At 67.4% G+C, this 16,916-nt stretch carries 14 protein-coding genes and 1 pseudogene; 4 read left to right on the top strand and 11 right to left on the bottom strand.

Annotation, left to right across the window (positions count from 1 at the left end):
• The first annotated feature begins 28 nt into the window (after positions 1-28).
• On the top strand, positions 29-712 hold the full coding sequence (locus tag NP511_RS09875) for a DUF4166 domain-containing protein (protein WP_049965318.1): 684 nt from the start codon (positions 29-31) through the stop codon (positions 710-712).
• Positions 709-1,737, top strand: coding sequence for a YndJ family transporter (locus NP511_RS09870; protein ID WP_006648388.1), 1,029 nt, complete (start codon positions 709-711; stop codon positions 1,735-1,737). The genes NP511_RS09875 and NP511_RS09870 overlap by 4 nt, the downstream gene beginning before the upstream one ends.
• 15 nt (positions 1,738-1,752) lie before the next feature.
• Here the strand turns inward: NP511_RS09870 and NP511_RS09865 are convergent.
• The 5 genes and pseudogenes from NP511_RS09865 to hemC form a co-directional block, all read right to left on the bottom strand.
• Positions 1,753-1,905: pseudogene (locus tag NP511_RS09865) on the bottom strand (recombinase RecJ); the annotation flags it as partial.
• 63 nt (positions 1,906-1,968) lie between these two features.
• Entirely contained in the window at positions 1,969-3,057 is a 1,089-nt protein-coding gene (locus NP511_RS09860; protein WP_049965320.1) for a CapA family protein, read from the bottom strand.
• The gene (locus tag NP511_RS09855; RefSeq protein ID WP_049965321.1) at positions 3,054-3,794 is read right to left on the bottom strand and encodes a uroporphyrinogen-III synthase; all 741 of its coding nucleotides are present in this window, start codon (positions 3,792-3,794) and stop codon (positions 3,054-3,056) included. The genes NP511_RS09860 and NP511_RS09855 overlap by 4 nt, the downstream gene beginning before the upstream one ends.
• A 3-nt stretch (positions 3,795-3,797) precedes the next feature.
• Entirely contained in the window at positions 3,798-4,604 is an 807-nt protein-coding gene (gene cobA / locus NP511_RS09850) for a uroporphyrinogen-III C-methyltransferase (RefSeq protein ID WP_006648384.1), read from the bottom strand.
• Positions 4,605-4,618: 14 nt separating this feature from the next.
• Positions 4,619-5,758 carry a hydroxymethylbilane synthase gene (gene hemC, locus NP511_RS09845; RefSeq protein WP_049965322.1) on the bottom strand — a complete coding sequence of 380 codons (1,140 nt, stop codon included), beginning with the start codon at positions 5,756-5,758 and terminating at the stop codon, positions 4,619-4,621.
• A gap of 184 nt (positions 5,759-5,942) precedes the next feature.
• On the opposite strand from hemC, the gene NP511_RS09840 reads away from it, so the two are divergent.
• Both NP511_RS09840 and NP511_RS09835 read left to right on the top strand, forming a co-directional pair.
• Positions 5,943-6,308: a group I truncated hemoglobin gene (locus NP511_RS09840; protein ID WP_049965323.1), complete on the top strand. Its 366-nt coding sequence runs from the start codon at positions 5,943-5,945 to the stop codon at positions 6,306-6,308.
• Between the two features lie 250 nt (positions 6,309-6,558).
• A complete protein-coding gene (locus NP511_RS09835) occupies positions 6,559-8,883 on the top strand; it encodes a nitric-oxide reductase large subunit (RefSeq protein ID WP_049965324.1) in 2,325 nt (774 codons plus the stop codon).
• Positions 8,884-9,057: 174 nt separating this feature from the next.
• Here the strand turns inward: NP511_RS09835 and NP511_RS09830 are convergent, their stop codons facing one another.
• The 6 genes from NP511_RS09830 to NP511_RS09805 form a co-directional block, all read right to left on the bottom strand.
• Positions 9,058-9,510 (bottom strand): hypothetical protein, encoded by a 453-nt coding sequence (locus NP511_RS09830; protein ID WP_233274328.1) that lies wholly within the window; start codon positions 9,508-9,510, stop codon positions 9,058-9,060.
• A 96-nt stretch (positions 9,511-9,606) separates the two neighbouring features.
• A complete protein-coding gene (gene hemL / locus NP511_RS09825) occupies positions 9,607-10,953 on the bottom strand; it encodes a glutamate-1-semialdehyde 2,1-aminomutase (protein ID WP_049965325.1) in 1,347 nt (448 codons plus the stop codon).
• A 139-nt stretch (positions 10,954-11,092) separates the two neighbouring features.
• Positions 11,093-11,680, bottom strand: a complete 588-nt coding sequence (locus tag NP511_RS09820; RefSeq protein WP_049965326.1) for a PH domain-containing protein — start codon at positions 11,678-11,680, stop codon at positions 11,093-11,095.
• 126 nt (positions 11,681-11,806) lie between these two features.
• Entirely contained in the window at positions 11,807-13,501 is a 1,695-nt protein-coding gene (locus NP511_RS09815; protein WP_049965327.1) for an ammonium transporter, read from the bottom strand.
• Between the two features lie 490 nt (positions 13,502-13,991).
• Complete coding sequence (gene hemB, locus NP511_RS09810; protein ID WP_049965328.1) at positions 13,992-15,005, bottom strand: porphobilinogen synthase; 1,014 nt, start codon at positions 15,003-15,005, stop codon at positions 13,992-13,994.
• Between the two features lie 52 nt (positions 15,006-15,057).
• Positions 15,058-16,677 carry a succinic semialdehyde dehydrogenase gene (locus tag NP511_RS09805; protein ID WP_049965330.1) on the bottom strand — a complete coding sequence of 540 codons (1,620 nt, stop codon included), beginning with the start codon at positions 16,675-16,677 and terminating at the stop codon, positions 15,058-15,060.
• Positions 16,678-16,916 lie beyond the last annotated feature (239 nt).

Raw genomic sequence — 16,916 nt, 5'->3', positions numbered from 1 at the left:
GGATCGACGCAATCGCGGAGGGACGACCGTGACCGGACTCTTCGAGCGTGCGGTCGGCGAGGGCTGGGACACCCTTCATCCCTGCGTCCGAGAGCGCTACGGCCTCGAGGCCGGCGAGGACCGCGAGGCGGTCGGCGTCGGTCGGATGGACGACCTCCAACGGAACCCGCTCGCGACGCCGATCCGCTGGCTCGCGACCCTCGACGACTTCCTCTTTCCGGAGGGCGGCACCGACGTTCCGTTCTCCATCGTCACGGAAGCGTTCGTCGACGACGCCGGGAACGAGGCGCTGTGTCTTCACCGGCGATTCGAGACCGACCCGCCGCGGGAGTTCGTGGACACGCTACGGTGGAATCCCGCTCGAGGCTGTCTCACCGACCTGTTCGGCCGCCGGGGCCACGTCGCTGCGGACCTCCACGTTCGAGCCGACGACGGTGCGCTCGCGCTCTCGATCGGGACGCAGTGGCTCCGTGCGGGTGGACGCTACGTTGCGCTCCCCGGCCCGCTGTCGGTCGACGGCCGGCTCCGCGACTGGTACGACGATGACAGCGACCGGTTTCGCGTGGCCGCGGAGATCACCAACCCGATCGTCGGGACCGTGTTCGGCTACACGGGCAGGTTCGAGAGCGACTTCCGGACCGTCGACCGCGACGCGGCGACTCGGACCCGATCCGATCTCGGCGGCGTCGATCTCCCGGGTGAGAACGCGTGACCGACCTCGAGCCGTCGAGCGCCAGAACGCGGCGCTCGAGTCCGTCCCCGACCGTCGCCGGCCGGCGTCTCACCGACCTGAGCGCGCTGATCGGCGGTGCCGTCTGGCTGGCGCTGGCGATGGGGACTGTCGGCGGGTCGATCCCGCTTTCGCCCGTCGAACGCTACGTCGCCCTCGCGACGTTCGTCGTCGTGCCGCTGGGGCTCGGGCTGCTCGAGCCGATGAGCGACGCCGCGGGCTCGCTCCCTGACCGAACGGTGACTCCCTATCGAGTCGCCGTTGGCGGCCAGCTTCCCGCCGCGCTGGCCGTCGTCGCCGGACTCGTCGCGCCGCAGGGATCGCCGGCTGCGGTGGCGCTCGTCGCTCCGTGGCTCGTCGTCACCGGTGCGATCGCGCTGGTTGGACTCCGACGATCCCTGGCTCGAGGCACCGGTCCGCTGCCGGAACTCGCGATCGACGCCGCGCTCCTCTACGTGCCAGTGGCCGCAGTCTTCCTGTGCCTGCACGCGGCCGACATCAGTTTACGATTCGCACCGATCATCGTTCTTCTGACAGGGGTCCACTTCCACTACGCGGGGTTCGCCCTGCCGCTGGTCGTCGGCCTGACCGGGCGCATCGCGGCGACCGACGACGGCGGATTCCCGCCCACCGTCGCGGGACGAGCGTCGGCCGCGGTGACGGCCGTCATCGCGGTCGGCATTCTCCTGATCGCCGTCGGTATCACCTTCTCGCCGCTGCTCGAGGTGGTCGCGGCTGCTGCGTTCTCGGCCGCCGTGGTCGGGTTCGCGCTGTGTCTCCTCCGCACGGTCGTCCCGACGGTCCCGCGGTTCGCTGGGGCGCTGTTCGCGGTCGCCGCGGTCTCGCTGTGCTGGACGATGGCGCTGGCGCTCGCGTTCGCCTACTCGGCCCTTCCCGGCACCGCCACGCTCGTGTCGATTCAAGAGATGATCCGCTGGCACGGGAGCGTCAACGCCTTCGGGTTCGCGCTGCCGGCGCTGCTCGCGCTTCGATCGCTCGAGCGATGATGCAACTCACGTACGGATCGCCGCCCGCTCGAGGGCCCGGGCGGCGATCGCGGCGCTGGTGAGCCCGTCGGCGTCGATGTGTGAGGCGAGCAACACGCGGTCGGCCGCACACAGCCGCTGGGCACACGCTACCGCACGATCCTCGAGGTCGGGAACCGTCCCTGCCATCGACACACTGCGGTCGGCTTCGCGCATAAACCTGGATCGCCGTCGGAGCGGCCGCCACCGCACTTACAACGAGAGGACGAGGTCCCTGCCGTCGCGGTCGTACTCGGTGTCGAAGGGTGCCGAACGCTCGCGCATCGTCTCTCGGAGCCACGCTGCCTCGTCCCCGTCGGCCGGTGTGACCGTCTCGTCGTCGATGACGGCGGGAACGAGGCGTAGTTCCACCGGACTCCCGTCCTCGAGCCCGAGCTCGAAGAGGACGGTTCGGTCGTTGCGCAACTCCTCTTTGATCACGTAGTCGTCGACGATGTCGCCGGTGTCGTGGAGGACGAGGCCGTCGCCGTCGCGCTCGACGCCTTGGACGACGTGAGCGCTATGGCCGTGGACGACGTCGACTCCCTGATCGATCAGCCAGTGGCCGAACGCCCGTAGGTCGTCGTCGGGATGTTCGACCCAGTTCGGTCCCCAGTGGACCGAGGCGACCAGCAGGTCGGGGTCGGTCGCCGCGGCGCGCTCGAGGGACTCGCCGACGAGCCGCCGACTCTCGGCCGATTCCGGGTCGAACTCGACGTAGGCCGTGCCGGGTCGGTCGTCGGTCGCGCCGTACTCGGCGTAGTGGTCCGCGAAGGAGACGACCGCGACGTCGACATCGCCGATCGAGACCGTCGCGGGAGCGCGGGCCGCCGTCGGCGTCTCGCCGGCACCCGCGAACCCGATCCCCGCGTCGTCGAGGGCGTCGACGGTGTCGCGAAGCGCCGCCGGTCCGTAATCCAGCATGTGGTTGTTCGCTAGCGATGCAAAGCGGACGTTTCCGGCCTCGAGGGCGGGAACGGCCCACCCGGGATCGGCCCGGAAGTAGTAGGTCCGGTCGGGGAACCGCTGGCCCCGCGTCGACAGACAACACTCGAGGTTACAGCAGACGCCGTCCAGCGACTGCAGTCGGGGTCGGAGGGCCCCCCAGACGGCTGCCGGGTCGGTTCCGGCGCGTCCGTATCGCCCGTCGACGTTGCGGCCGAGCATCGCGTCGCCGACGAATCCGATCGTCGCGTCGTGGCGCTCGTGGTCCTCGAACGCGGTCGGCTCGACAGCGGGCGCGGCACAGCCGCCAAGCGCCGCGGCACCTGCGGTCGCGAGAAACGCGCGACGGCCGGTCATTCGCCGTCTGTCGCCGCGTCGACGGTCTCCGCGGCCAGCCGCTCGAAGGTCGCTTCGCTCGCGACCAGATCGACATCGACGCCCCGCTCGGCGGCGGTCTCGGCCGTCGGCTCGCCGATGACGCCGACGACGGCGTCCTCGAGTCCCGCGATGGTTGCTTCCCGAACCCCCGCCTCCGCGGCGGCCTCGAGGAAGTGGTCGACGGTCAGCGACGAGGTGAAACAGGCGGCGTCGAGGTCGCCCGCCGCTGCCAGCCGGGCGGACTCGCCGCTTCCCTCGGGACGGACCAGCCGGTAGAGGATCGTCTCGTGGACGTACGCGCCAGCCTCCTCGAGCCCGTCGAGCAACACCGGGCTGCCGTGGTCGCTGCGGGCGACCTCGACGCGTGCGCCGTCGACGGCGTCCGAAAGCGCTGCGACCAGCCCGCTCGAGGTGTACTCCTCGGGGACGAGGTCGACCGCGTACCCCTCCGCGCGGAGCGCGTCGGCCGTCGCTGGCCCGATGGCACAGACGGTTTCGCCGGTCGGCTCCCAGCCGGCCGCGGCGATCAGTTCCGCGCCGGTCTTGCTCGTGAAGACGACGTAGTCCGCATCGGTCCGCGGGACGGCGTCGGTCGCCTCGACCGCGAGCATCGGGTCCGGGACCGGCTCGGCACCCAGTTCCGCGAGCAGTTCGGTCGCCCGCTCGATGCGGTCGTCGTCGGGCCGAAAGACGGCGACTGTCGGTGTCTCGGTCATTGGTTACTCCCCGGCCCCGGCGTCGCCGGCCGCGCCGTAGTCGTTTTGCAGGAACTCGACCACCGACTCCCGCGTCCCAGCCACGTCGCCGATCACCGTCACCGCGGGCGGTTCGATCCCCGCCTCGTCGCGGGCGTCGACGATCGTCTCGAGGGTGCCCGTCGCGACTCGCTGGCCGGGCCAGGTGCCGCGCTCGACGAGCGCGACCGGCGTCTCGGGGGCCATCCCGGCCTCGAGCAGGGCCGTGGTGTAGTCCGGCAGGCGGCCGACGCCCATCAGGACGACGATGGTACCGCCGGTCGCGGCAAGCGCGTCCCAGTCGACCGCGGATTCCGCCTTGGTCGGGTCCTCGTGGCCGGTCACGAACGAGACCGAGGAGGCGTGATCGCGGTGGGTGACGGGAATGCCCGCTACCGCGGGCGCGGCGATCGCCGAGGTGACCGCGGGAACGACCTCGAAGGGGACCTCGTGGGCCGCGAGATACTCCGCTTCCTCCCCGCCGCGGCCGAAGACGAACGAGTCGCCACCCTTCAGACGGACCACGCTTTTGCCCTCGCGGGCGAGTTCGACCAGCCGCTCGTTGATCTCGGACTGGGGCGTGCGTTCGCCACCGGCGCGCTTGCCCACGTCCTCGCGGCGGTCCTCGGGAAGCCGGTCGATGATCTCGGGGCCGGGCAACTTGTCGTGGAGGACGACGTCGCACTCCTCGAGCAGCCGCTTCGCTTTCACGGTCAACAGGTCGGGATCGCCGGGGCCGCTGCCGACGAGGTAGACGGTGCCGGGTTCGGCGTCGATGGCGTTGCCTGACATTCGTTACTCGCTAGCTATTTCCCCTCGGGCTTATCTTCCTCGGAGACGCCCTCGTCGTCGCCCTCGGCGTCCTCCCGTGCCCCTTCGATCAGCGCCGCGGCCCCGCGGTTGGCGAGGTCCCGGGCGAACTCCCGGGCGGCCTCGGCGTGGCTGTCGACGGGCAGGTCGCGGCTGCCGGTCACCGACTCGTCGCCGTCCCGATCGAAGACGGTCACGGTCGCATGGACGTGTTCCCCCTGCAGGATCGCGTAGATGCCGACCGGCGCGATACAGCCCCCACCGAGTTCCGCGAGGATCGTCCGCTCGACGGTCGTCTCGACGCGGCTCCGCGGGTGATCGATCGCGCTCTTGATCTCGCGTGCGGTCTCGCCGTCCGGGGCGGTCACCGCCAGCGCCCCCTGTCCCGGCGCGGGAACGAACGTATCGGTCGGCAGTTCCTGATACGCCACGTAGTGGGCGAGCCCGCTGCGCTCGAGGCCGGCCTGTGCCAGCACGATGGCGTCGTACTCCGTCTCGACCTCCCGGCCCAGGGCTTGCCGCTCGAGTTCCGAGAGATCGTCGAACCACTCGTCGGTGGTGCGGTCGTACTCGGCCTCGAAATCGTCGTCGCCGGTATTCCCCTTCCGTTCTTTGTCGGCTTCCGAGCGCTCCTGATGTTCCGCCTGCAGCGACGGGGCCAACAGCTTCTCGAGGCGCGTGTCGACGTTGCCACGCAGGGGTTCGACCTCGAGGTCGTCCCGTTCCGAGAGCAGTTGTGCGCGCCGGCGCAGACTCGAGGTGCCGACGGTCGCACCCGCCGGCAACTCTTCCAGCGTCGAGCCGTCGGGCGTGATGAGGACGTCACCCGGTCGTCCGCGCTCGGGAATCCCGGCGGTCACGAGTTCTTCGGGCTGTTCGGTGGGCATGTCCTTCATCGAGTGGATCGCGCCGTCGAGGTCGCCCTCGAGGACCCGTTCGTCGAGTTCGCGGACGAACGCGCCCGTCTTGCCGAGCCGGTGAATCAGTTCGTCCCGGATCTGGTCCCCCGTCGTCTCGACCGTGACGAGTTCCACCTCGTACCGGCGGTCTTCGAGGGCCTCCTTGACGAGCGAGGCCTGTCGCCGGGCGAGAGCGGACCCCCTCGTCGCCAGTCGTAACGTCCCGCGTGTTCTCATAGGCGTCAGTCCGAGCCTCGGGTATGAAAAGCGCACGCTTGTCCGACGCGTGGCGGATCGGTCTCGGACCCGTCGATCGAGAATGAAGTCGGTCTCTTTTCATGTGTTTGGTAACCACACACAAGTTTTTCCACAACGTGTTCGGGCCGGACTTTATCTACTTCAAGTGGGTACATATGACCCGATGACAGACTCGCTTTACGAGCGACTCGGTGGCGAAGACGCGATTACGGCCGTCGTCGACGAATTCTACGACCGCATCATGGCGGACGAACAGGTTGCAGGGTACTTCGACGATGTCGATATGCAGAAACAGCGGGCCCATCAGGCCCAGTTCATCAGTTCGGTCACCGGCGGTCCCGTCGAGTACGCCGGCGGGGAGATGGAAGCCGTCCACGCGGACATGGGTATCACGCCGTCGGACTTTCAGGCGATCGCAACCCACCTCGACGACGCGCTCGCCGAGTTCGACGTCGACGAGGACGACCGCGAGGCCGTCCTCGATGAGATCGCGAGCTATCAGGACGCGATCGTCACGGCCGCCGACTGAGACGGTCCATCCGAATCGCGGATCGACCATACCCGTCGTATGATGGGGCCAGCACCGTTTTCGTGACTCGAGCGATCACTGCCTCGCAGCGGCGGCCGCGTCCCTTCGTAGCCCCGTAATTTTCGTTCCCGAACGAACTGATACTCGCTCCGTTCCCCTAACCGCTGTCGCGAACACGTTCGTATGTTTTTCCAGACCGTAGGAACTCCCGGGACGTTTGACGGGGGTCACGGACTGAGTTGCGATCGTCATGCAAGTAACGCGAAAACAGCTGGCGACGTTCCTCGCCACGATCTTCGTCGTCAACCTCATCGTCATGGGCGGTGGGGCGTGGCTCTCCTATGCGAACTCGCCCGACATCCCCGATACCATCGTCGGGCCCGACGGCGAGACGGTCGCCACGAGCGAGGACGTCCAGGACGGCAAAGCTGTCTTCCAGGAGAACGGCTTGATGAACCAAGGGTCGATCCTCGGGCGCGGTAGTTACTACGACACCGACTACACCGCCGACACGCTCGATTCCAAGGCCGAGTACATGCGCGACTATTACGCGCAAGAGCGCCACGACGAGAACTACTCGGCGCTGAACGCCTCGGTCCAGGCCGGCATCGACCAGCAGGTCCGGCAGGAACTGCAGGGAAGCGAGTACGGCTCACAGGTCCAGTACTCCGCGGCGGAAGTCTATGCCCACCAGCAGGTGCGTGAGGACTACGTCGAGCGCTACCATGAGGGCGACCGGGAGCGCGGTATCCCCGCCGGACAGATCGAGAGCGCCGAGGAAGCGGAGGAGTTCGCCGACTTCGCGCTCTGGACCGCCTGGATCTCCCACACTGACCGCCCCGACTCCTCGGCTTCGTTCACCAACGACTGGCCGTACTCGCCCGCGGCGGGCAACGACGCCGGCGGCCCCATCATGACCTGGAGCGTCATCGCCATGGTGTTGCTGGTCGGCGGTGCCGGGGCCGCCATCTGGCTCTACCAGTCCATCGACCTCCCCGAACCGGAGGCCGAGGGCGCGTCGATTCCCCACCCCAGCGAGATCGAACTCACGCCGAGTCAGCTGTTGAGTACCCGGTTCGTCCTCATCGGAGCCCTGCTGTTCGTCGCCCAGACGTTCCTCGGGGGCTTGCTCGCCCACTACTACATCGAGCGCGACGGCTTCTTCGGCATGCGGGAACTGATCGGCGTCGACATCCTCCAGTGGCTCCCCTGGTCGATCGTCAGGACCTGGCACGTCGATCTGGGTATCCTCTGGATCGCCACCATGTGGCTCGGCGCCGGGCTCTTCCTCGCGCCGCTGCTGACCGGCCGCGAACCGCCGAAACAGGCGCTGTACGTCAAAGGCCTCGTCGGCGCACTACTGGTCGTCGCCGTCGGCGGTCTGGCCGGCATCTGGCTGGGCATCAACAACTTCTTCGACGGCCAACTGTGGTGGCTGCTGGGCAACGAAGGCCTCGAGTACGTCGAGATCGGCCGGATCTGGCAGGTCGGCCTGCTGGTCGGCTTCCTCGGCTGGACCGCCCTCGTGGCGCGGGGCTTCAAGCCGCTGCTCGATCGCGAACCCCGCTATGGACTTGCCCACATGATCGTCTACGCGGGCGGCTCGATCGGCCTGTTGTTCATGGCCGGCTTCCTCTATACGCCCAAGACCAACATCGTCGTGACGGAGTTCTGGCGCTGGTGGGTCGTCCACATGTGGGTCGAGGGCGTCTTCGAGTTCTTCATCCTCGTCGTCATCGCCCTGACGCTGGTCTCGATGAACCTCCTCTCGAAGAAGTCCGCCGAGAAGGCGGTGATCTTCCAGGCCGCCCTCGTAATGGGCAGCGGGATCATCGGCGTCTCCCACCACTACTGGTGGGCCGGCCTCCCCGAGGTCTGGCTCCCCATCGGGAGCGTCTTCTCGACCATCGAGTTCATTCCGCTCCTCTTTATCCTCTACGAGGCGCTGGGCCAGTACCGCGCGATGGATACCGCCGGGAAGGACTTCCCTTACCGGATGGCCTTCTACTTCATCGTCGCCTCGAGCGTCTGGAACTTCTTCGGGGCCGGCGTCATCGGCTTCTTCATCAACCTCCCGATCATCAGCTACTACGAGACCGGGACCTACCTCACGGTCGCCCACGCCCACGGCGCGATGTTCGGTGCCTTCGGCCTGCTCGCGATGGGGATGTCCGTCTACATCCTCCGGGTGACCACCCGCGCCGAGAGTTGGACCACGCGCCGGCTGCGCTGGTCGTTCTGGCTGTGTAACCTCGGGCTGGCGCTGATGATCTTCCTCTCCCTGCTGCCCGTCGGCTTCCTCCAACTCGAGGTCGGGTTCACGCAGGGGTATGCCGCCTCACGGAGCCTCGAGTTCTACAACGGCGAGCTGATCCAGACGCTGTTCTGGCTGCGTATGCCCGGCGACACGATGCTGATCGCCGGTGCAGTCCTCTTCGCCTGGGACGTCGTCGCGAAGCTGCTGTTCCAGCGGAAAGCGACCGCCGGCGAGTCGAGCAGTCACGTCATCGCCGACCGGATCTTCGGCGACAGTGACCCGTCGGACGTCGTCGACCCCGTCAGCGACGACGACTAACCCGACGCGGGCCGGCGGCTCTTTTCGAGGTATCCTGCCGATCAGTGACGGCCCCCTCGGCCGTCCCGGTCCCGTCGAGACCGAAAACAGATCGCCGGGGCCGGAACCCGATCCCGACTACTGAAACGATTCTCCACCGATCATACCGCATCGGACGAGCAGGGACGTTCGATTTCAGTCGCTACTCGAGTCCGTGACCGCGATCGTGTGTTCTTTCGTCACCGAGTCGGCGTCGTCGCGGTCGGCATCGGCCCAGGCCGTGACCGCGTAGGCGTACTCCCCCGGCTCCGCGTCTTCGGCGGCCCGAATCGGCACCTCGAGGTCGACGTTCGAACGCGTCTCGGCCCAGCGCCAGCACGGCGGCGACGAGTCGGTCCGATCCGACGGCGACGGTGACAGCGTCGCTGCGTCGATCTCGAAGACCACCGTCTCGGTGGCCGGGACGCGCTCGAACTCGATCGCGCCGACGGTCGTGGCCGAGAGGTAGAGGGTCGTCTCTTCGCCGGGACCGAGCGAGACCGTTCCGCCACCGATACTGGGAGACCGCTGTGCGCGGGCACCGAGACACCCGGCAAAAGCGCCGATACTCGTAACTGCCGCGGACGAAAGCAGCGCCCGTCGATTCATGCCGACGGCTTTCCGGACGACCCCGATACGTGCTCCCCCGAACACGTCCGCGTCGGCGGCGAGGGGTCAGCGATCGAGCCCGCGACGGGCGGACACCTATAGCGCTTCTTTGTACGCCTCGAGGGTCCGCTCGACGTCGTCGTCGGTGTGGCCGTAACTGACGAACTGACACTCGAACTGGTTCTGCGAGAGGAACACGCCCTCGTCTTTCATCCCTCCCCAGAAGACGCGCCGCCAGCGTTCGGTCTCGGCGTTTTTCACGTCGGCGGCGTTTTTCGGACAGTAGTCGTAGCGCGGACAGGTCGGATCCTGTCGACAGCCGGCCGAACACTGCTCCTCGAGCGAGTCGGGACCGGGACCGTCTCGCGTGAAGATGACTTTGAACATGCTGTCGGTGCCGGTGACGGTGTAGCTCGGTGCCTGGTCGGCGACGATGTCGCTGAGCCCGCTCCGGAGCCGGTCGCCGAGCCCGTTGACGTGGTCGTAGACGTCGTTTTCCGCGGCGAATTTCAAGGTCTCGAGGCCGGCGGCCATCGTGACGGGGTGGCCCGAAAAGGTCCCGGCCTGGAAGACATCGCCAGAGGGCGTGAAGTTCTCGACGATTTCGGCGCGGCCGCCGATGGCGCCGACGGGGAAGCCGCCGCCGATGATCTTGCCGAACGTGGTCAGATCGGGGGTGACGCCGAACTCGCTTTGGGCACAGCCCAGTCCGCCCACGCGGAAGCCGGTGATCACTTCGTCGAAGATCAGCAGGGAGCCGTGTTCGTCGGTGATCTCCCGGAGGAACTCGTGGTAGCCCTCTTCGGGGTAGACGATGCCGTAGTTCCCGAGGATGGGTTCGGTCAGCACCGCGGCGATGTCGTCGCCGTGTTCCTCGAAGACTTCTCGGATGGCGTCCTCGTCGTTGAACGGCACGGGGAGGGTGTGTTCGGCAAAGGACTGCGGGATGCCGGCCGAGGAGGGTCGGGGGTTCTCGGCGTCGCCCTCGACCAGCGTCGACTCCTGTGCGCCGTGGTAGCCGCCCTGCATGACGACGATCTTGTTCCGGCCGGTGTAGCCCCGCGCGAGCCGCACTGCGGAGGTAGTCGCCTCGGTGCCGGAGTTGACGAAGCGGATCTTCTCGACGCTTGGGACGTGACGGACGACGAACTCCGCGAGGTCGACCTCGATCTCGGTCGGGGTGCCGTACATCGGCCCTTCGCTTGCCTTCTGCTGGACGCTCGCCTGGACGGGGTCGGGTAGGTCGTGGCCCAAAAGCAGCGGGCCGAGCCCCATCACCCAGTCGATGTAGCGGTTGCCATCGGCGTCGATGACGTGGCCGCCCTCGCCCTTCCGGACGAAAAACGGATAGGGTTCGATCGCTGCGCGAACTGCGGAGTTGACGCCGCCGGGCAGCACCGACAGCGCTCGATCGTACAGGTCACGCGAGTTGTCGTCGCTCATATCGCTGCCTTGGAAACCCGACGGGAAAGTAGTACCGAGGTCTCCTCGCTGGCGGTTCCGGACCGGCGGTTCAGACGGCTACGAGTCGATTTCGGTGCGGTCGAGACCCATCCATCCGTCACCGAGCCGACAGCCTGTCTCAGTAATCGCCGGCCTTCCGCTCGGATTGGCGCTGCCGGATCGTGTTCGCCACGTCGTCGTAGTTCGGCACGCCCGAGAGTACCAGCGAGTTCGTTCGGCTGAACCCCTGCGTGAACCCCTGCGGGATCACTGCGTTCGAGACGGCGATCGTTCCGAACCCCCGGTCGCGGCTGAAGGCGGTCGTACTCGTCTGTAGCCCGCGGATGTCTTCCATCCACGTCTCGGTGGTCTTTCTGGCGGTAAATCCCGCGATCACGACGATCCGTCGATCGGTGACGAGATAGCGGACCCGGTTCCGTCGATACCAGATATAGCCCCCGACCACGAGCGCCGTGACGAACCCGAGCAACGCCGCCGCCGTACTCCCGACTGCGAGGCCGACTACCCCGACCAGTCCGGCCAGTCCGCCGACGACGGCGTGGCCGATCCAGTTCCACCACGTCGGCTGTGCGTCGACGAGGACCTCCTCGCCCTCGAGAAGCGAAAGTGGGCTCGTCGAGTCGGTTCGATCCGACCGGTCCGGATCGCGACCGACCGTTTGAGCTTCGTCGTACGCTACGTTCGACCCGTCGCGTTGCTGACTCATTCACGATCCGTCTCGGCGGCAGATAAATCAGTGTACTGGTCGGTTCGCTCGAGCATCACGCGAGCGCTCGGGCGACACACGAGGGGGGAGGACCCACAGAAGCAGTGAAACGGGGTGTGGCCGCGATCAGACCGCGTCCCGGCCGGTCTTGCCGGTCCGGATCTGGGTCGCGCTCTCGACGGGCATGACGAAGATCTTGCCGTCGCCGGGTTCGCCGGTTTCCGCGCCCTCGCGGATGGCATCGACGACCTCTCCGGCGGGGATGTCGGCGACGACGCACTCGATCTTGACTTTCTGGTGGAGGTCGACCGTGTACTCCTCGCCGCGCCATTGGCCCTTCTTCGCGGGCTGGGAGCCGCGGCCGGAGACGTTGGTGACCGTCAGCGACGGCGCGCCGGCTTCGGCCAGCGACTGCTTGATCGCCCCGAGGCGGTCGGGGCGGACGATCGCGGTGACCATCTTGATCTCGCCGTCGTTCGGCTCGCCGCCGTCAGAGCGAAGCTCTGACGAGGATCGCGACTCGTCGAGTCGCTCACCCCCGTCCGCGCGGATGACTTCGTCGGAGCCACCGTCGGTGGCGACGTCGGGCTGGCCGAACTCGGGGTAGGTGTCGACGCCGTGTTCGGAGACGTCGAGCCCGTCGCGTTCGTGTTCCGGCGAGACGCGGGCCTGGCCGGTAGCCTTGAACGCGTACCAGATAACGCCGGTCGCGACGATCGTCCAGGCAGCGATGACGACGACGCCGATGACCTGGGCGACGAACGCGTTCACGATGCTATCGACGACCCCCGGTGCGGCGACGAAGGGGAACAGCAGCGTCCCGAGGACCCCGGCCGAGCCGTGGACGGGGAACACCGCACAGACGTCGTCGATCTTCAGGTACTGCTCGACGAACTCGAAGACGAGGGGCAGTTGCACGCCGGCGAGGCCGCCGACGACGAACGCGCCCCACCACGCCGTGGTGTCGGGGATCGCGGTGATCGCGGCGAGGCCGGCCAGCAGCCCGTTGGCGACGTACAGGGTATCGACTTTGCCGGTCTTGAGCCACGCGACGAGGCCGGCCCCCATCGCACCGCAGGCCATCGCGGCCGTCGTGGTCAAGGCGACGCGACCGAGCTGATCGCCGAGGAACGCGCCCTCGCCGATGATCGCCGAGGTACCGACGTTGAAGCCGTACCAGCCGAAGGCGAGGATCAGCGTGCCGAGCACGGCGAAGGTCAGCGAGTGACCGGGAATGACGTTCGCGCTCCCGTCACTGTTGTATCGGTCCATGCGCGGACCGAGGACCCACGCGGCGGTGAGACCGGCGATACCGCCCATGCCGTGGACGATCATCCCGCCAGCGAAGTCGTGGAACAGGACGTCGCCGTACGCGAGGTGTTCGCCGGCCCACGTGAGACCGGTGACGACCGGGTAGATGACCGCCGCCAGCAGGAAGGTGTAGCTGACGTACGCACGGAGTTTCGCACGACCGGCGACGGCACCCGAAACGATCGTCGCCGCGGTCATGGCGAAGACCGCACCGTACAGCCAGTCGAGCCAGCCCGCGGCATCGCCTTGGAAGGCCGGCACGAAGCCGTCACCGGCGACGACGCCCTCGACACCCACGCCGATGAGGAAAAACACCGTCACGCCGACGCTCCAGGTCAGCAGGTTCTTCGTCAGTTGGTTGGCGACGTTCTTCGAGCGCACCTGCCCCGCCTCGAGCATGGCGAAGCCGGCGTGCATGAAGAAGATCAGGAACGTGGCGACCAGGATCCACGTGTAGTTGACCGCCTCGATCAGCATCTCCGTCTCGGACTGCAGGAGCGTCGGCTCCATCACGCGTCCACCCCCGCTTTCCACGCACCGCCCCATTCATCGACCAAACGATCGTCTTCTTCTAATGCAATCGCGTTCATGTTTGACCTCTTAATCACGTTTGAGTTCGTTGCACTTACATCATTTAAGGGTTAGCGTTGACAAATGGCTAAAGTTACGGGTGTAATAGGGTCGTCCGTTCAAAGCTAAAGCAGATTTAATGTGTATAAGGGCATCAGAAATAACGTCTCTTTCGATCGGCGGTTATATTTTGCATGTTTGTAAACCGGCTTCGTTCGGCAGCTCCGCTCGATGTTGCGAGAATTGCCGGTTATCGACGCCCGAACGGGGCGTATCAGTGCGGCTACGCTCGCGCGCGGCAGATATTGCCACACCCTGGCCCGCGGCGGACTGCTAATTGACGATCGTCTATTATTCGGTCCAGAGCGGTCAAACGTGGTCGATTCGACGGTGGCAGACTACGGGCGGGTCGACCGGCAACCCGACCGATCTACAGTTGCTTTGCGATGTCTTCGGCGAAGTAGGTCAGAATCAGATCCGCGCCGGCTCGCTTGATCGACAGCAGCGACTCCGTCGCGACCGCCTCGAGGTCGAGCCAGCCCTTCTCGGCGGCCGCATGTAGCATCGCGTACTCGCCGGAGACGTTGTAGGCGGCGACGGGGTGGTCGAACTCCCGGCGGACCGAACTGATGATATCGAGGTAGGAAAGCGCGGGCTTGACCATCATCACGTCCGCGCCCTGCTCGGCGTCCAGTCGGACTTCCCGCATGGCCTCGCGGGCGTTGGCCGGATCCATCTGGTAGTGTCGGCGGTTCCCGAAGGTCGGCGCGCCGTCGGCGGCGTCCCGGAACGGCCCGTAGAACGCGCTCTCGTATTTGGCCGCGTAGCTCATGATCGGGACGTTCGCGAACCCCTCGCGGTCGAGCGCCGACCGGATGGCCCCGACCATTCCGTCCATCATTCCGCTGGGCGCGACCATGTCCGCGCCCGCCCGGGCGTGAGACGCCGCGATCTTCTCCAGGGCCGCGAGCGTCGCGTCGTTGTCGACGGTCATCGTGGGCTCGCAGGCCGGACCGTCCGCGGCGACGCCGCTCTCGCTTCGCAGCTCCTCCTCGAGCGGGCCGCAGTGGCCGTGGTCGGTGTACTCGCAGAGACAGACGTCCGTGATGACGTAGGCGTCGGTCTCGCTCGTGATTCGGCGCAGCGCCTCCTGGACGACGCCGTCCTCGGCCCAGGCGCGGGTCCCCTCGGGGTCTTTCGATTCCGGGATCCCGAACAGCATGACGGCCTCGACGCCCGTCTCGAGGACGTCCTCGACGCGGGCGACCGACTCCGCGATCGGGACCCGCTCGTGGCCGGGCATCGACTCGATCGGCCGGCGCTCGTCGGTCGTCGCGTCGACGAACACCGGGGCGATCAGGTCCGAGGGCTCGAGGCTCGTCTCGCTGACGAGCCCGCGAACCCGGTCCTGTCGGAGCCGCCGGGGGCGATGTGTGAGGTCCATACCCGAGTATTCGACGGGAGCCGCAAAAGCGCCTCGTTCCCGGACTCGTCGGTCAGAAGCCCGCGTCCCGGAGTCGCCGCGTGACGCTCGCAACCGTTGGCAGCCGCTGTTGGAGGCGCGCCAGCGCGAACATCCCGCGAGCGTACCACGCGGTCGGTACCCCCGGCGGGACGTCGAGCGGTCCGGTTCGGGAGGTGGCGATCGTCCGGGACTCGAGGTAGCGCTTGATTCCCTCGGGGCCGTGCCGGCGGCCGAGCCCGGAGTCGCCGAAGCCGCCCATCGGCGCGTCGACGGCCGCCCAGCCGGAGACGTAGGCGTCGTTGACACAGACGGTTCCACAGTCGATCTCGCGGGCGACGGCGACGCCGCGCTCGCGGTCGCCGGTCCAGACGCTCGCGTTCAGGCCGTACTCGGTGTCGTTGGCTCGCTCGATCGCGGTCGCAACGTTCGGGACCGACTCGACCGACACGACCGGGCCGAACGTCTCCTCACAGGCGGCCGTCGCCTCGGGTTCGAGGTCCGTCAGGATCGTCGGTTCGTAACAGAACGGCCCCACCTCGGGTCGGCGCTCGCCGCCGGTAAGTACCGTCGCACCGCGCTCGCGCGCGTCCTCGACGTGACGCTCGACACGCTCGAGTTGGTCGCTGTCGATCAGCGAGCCCACGTCGTCCTCGTAGTCGAAGCCGGTTCCGAGGGTCAGGTCCCGCGTCGCCGCGACGAAGGCCTCGACGAACTCGTCGTGGATCGAGTCGGCGACGTAGACCCGCTCGGCCGCGAGACACAGCTGGCCGGCATTCGAGAAACAGGCCTGGACTGCGCCGCGGGCGGCCTCCTCGATGTCGGCGTCGTCGAGGACGAGCAAGGGGTTCTTGCCGCCGAGTTCCAGCGAGCAGCCGATCAGGTTGCGGCCCGCCTGTTCCGCGACGAGCCGGCCCGTCTCGGTACTCCCGGTAAAGGAAATGTAGTCGACGCGGTCGATCAGCGCCGGCCCGACGGTCGCGCCGCGGCCGGTGACGATCTCGAAACAATCCGCCGGAAGCCCGGCTCGCTCGAGCAGGTCCGCCAGTGCCAGCGCGGTGTACGGCGTCTTCTCGTCGGGTTTGAGGACGACGCTGTTGCCCGCGATGAGCGCGGGGAGGACGTCGGTCAGCGAGAGCGTGAGCGGGTAGTTCCACGGGGAGATCGCGCCGACGACGCCGACCGGCTCGTAGGTCACGCGAGCGGTCGTCGCCGGCGGGATCGCGCCGCGTCGCCGCTCCTCGCGAAACGCCGCGTCCCCGCGATCGGCGTAGTACGAACACGTCAGCGCCACGTCGACGACTTCCTCGACGGCGTGGCGGCGGGATTTACCGGTCTCGAGTTGCAGGATATCGAGCAGCTCCGCCCGGTGTTTCAGGACGAGGTCGCCGAACCGGGCGACGATCTCGCGGCGTTCGTCCATCGCCGTTTCGGCCCACGACGATTGGGCCGCTCGAGCGCGGTCGACGGCCCGCTCGACGTCGGCGCCGTCGCAGTCCGGAACCGCACCGACTGCGGTGTCCGTCGCCGGCGCTCGTACCTCGATCGTCTCGCTGCCGTCGGCGTCGACTCGATCGGCCAGCGCCGCGAGTCGACTCGCGGAGATGCCCGTCGCCGCGAGGACGTTCGCTCGGGATTCGGTCTCGAGTGACATGTGTACTCATCTCGTCTGTGCCTGCACCCATACGCCTTTGTGTCGCGGAGGGTCTCGATCGGTCTCGGCCGCCGAAGCGGTTCCCGTGTCCCGTTTCGCTATAGTAGCCACTGACGGTCATTGCACACCTGACTGCACGACAGCGTTGCGATCAGTGTGTGAATCGTTTCAGTGGCTACTATAGCGGAGGCCCGGCCGACCGGAACGCGATCGGCCGTCCGGACCTACGGCCGGAATCA

Source organism: Natrinema thermotolerans (genome assembly GCF_031165565.1).
Classification (GTDB): domain Archaea; phylum Halobacteriota; class Halobacteria; order Halobacteriales; family Natrialbaceae; genus Natrinema; species Natrinema thermotolerans.
This window is presented reverse-complemented; position numbering and strand designations above follow the sequence as displayed.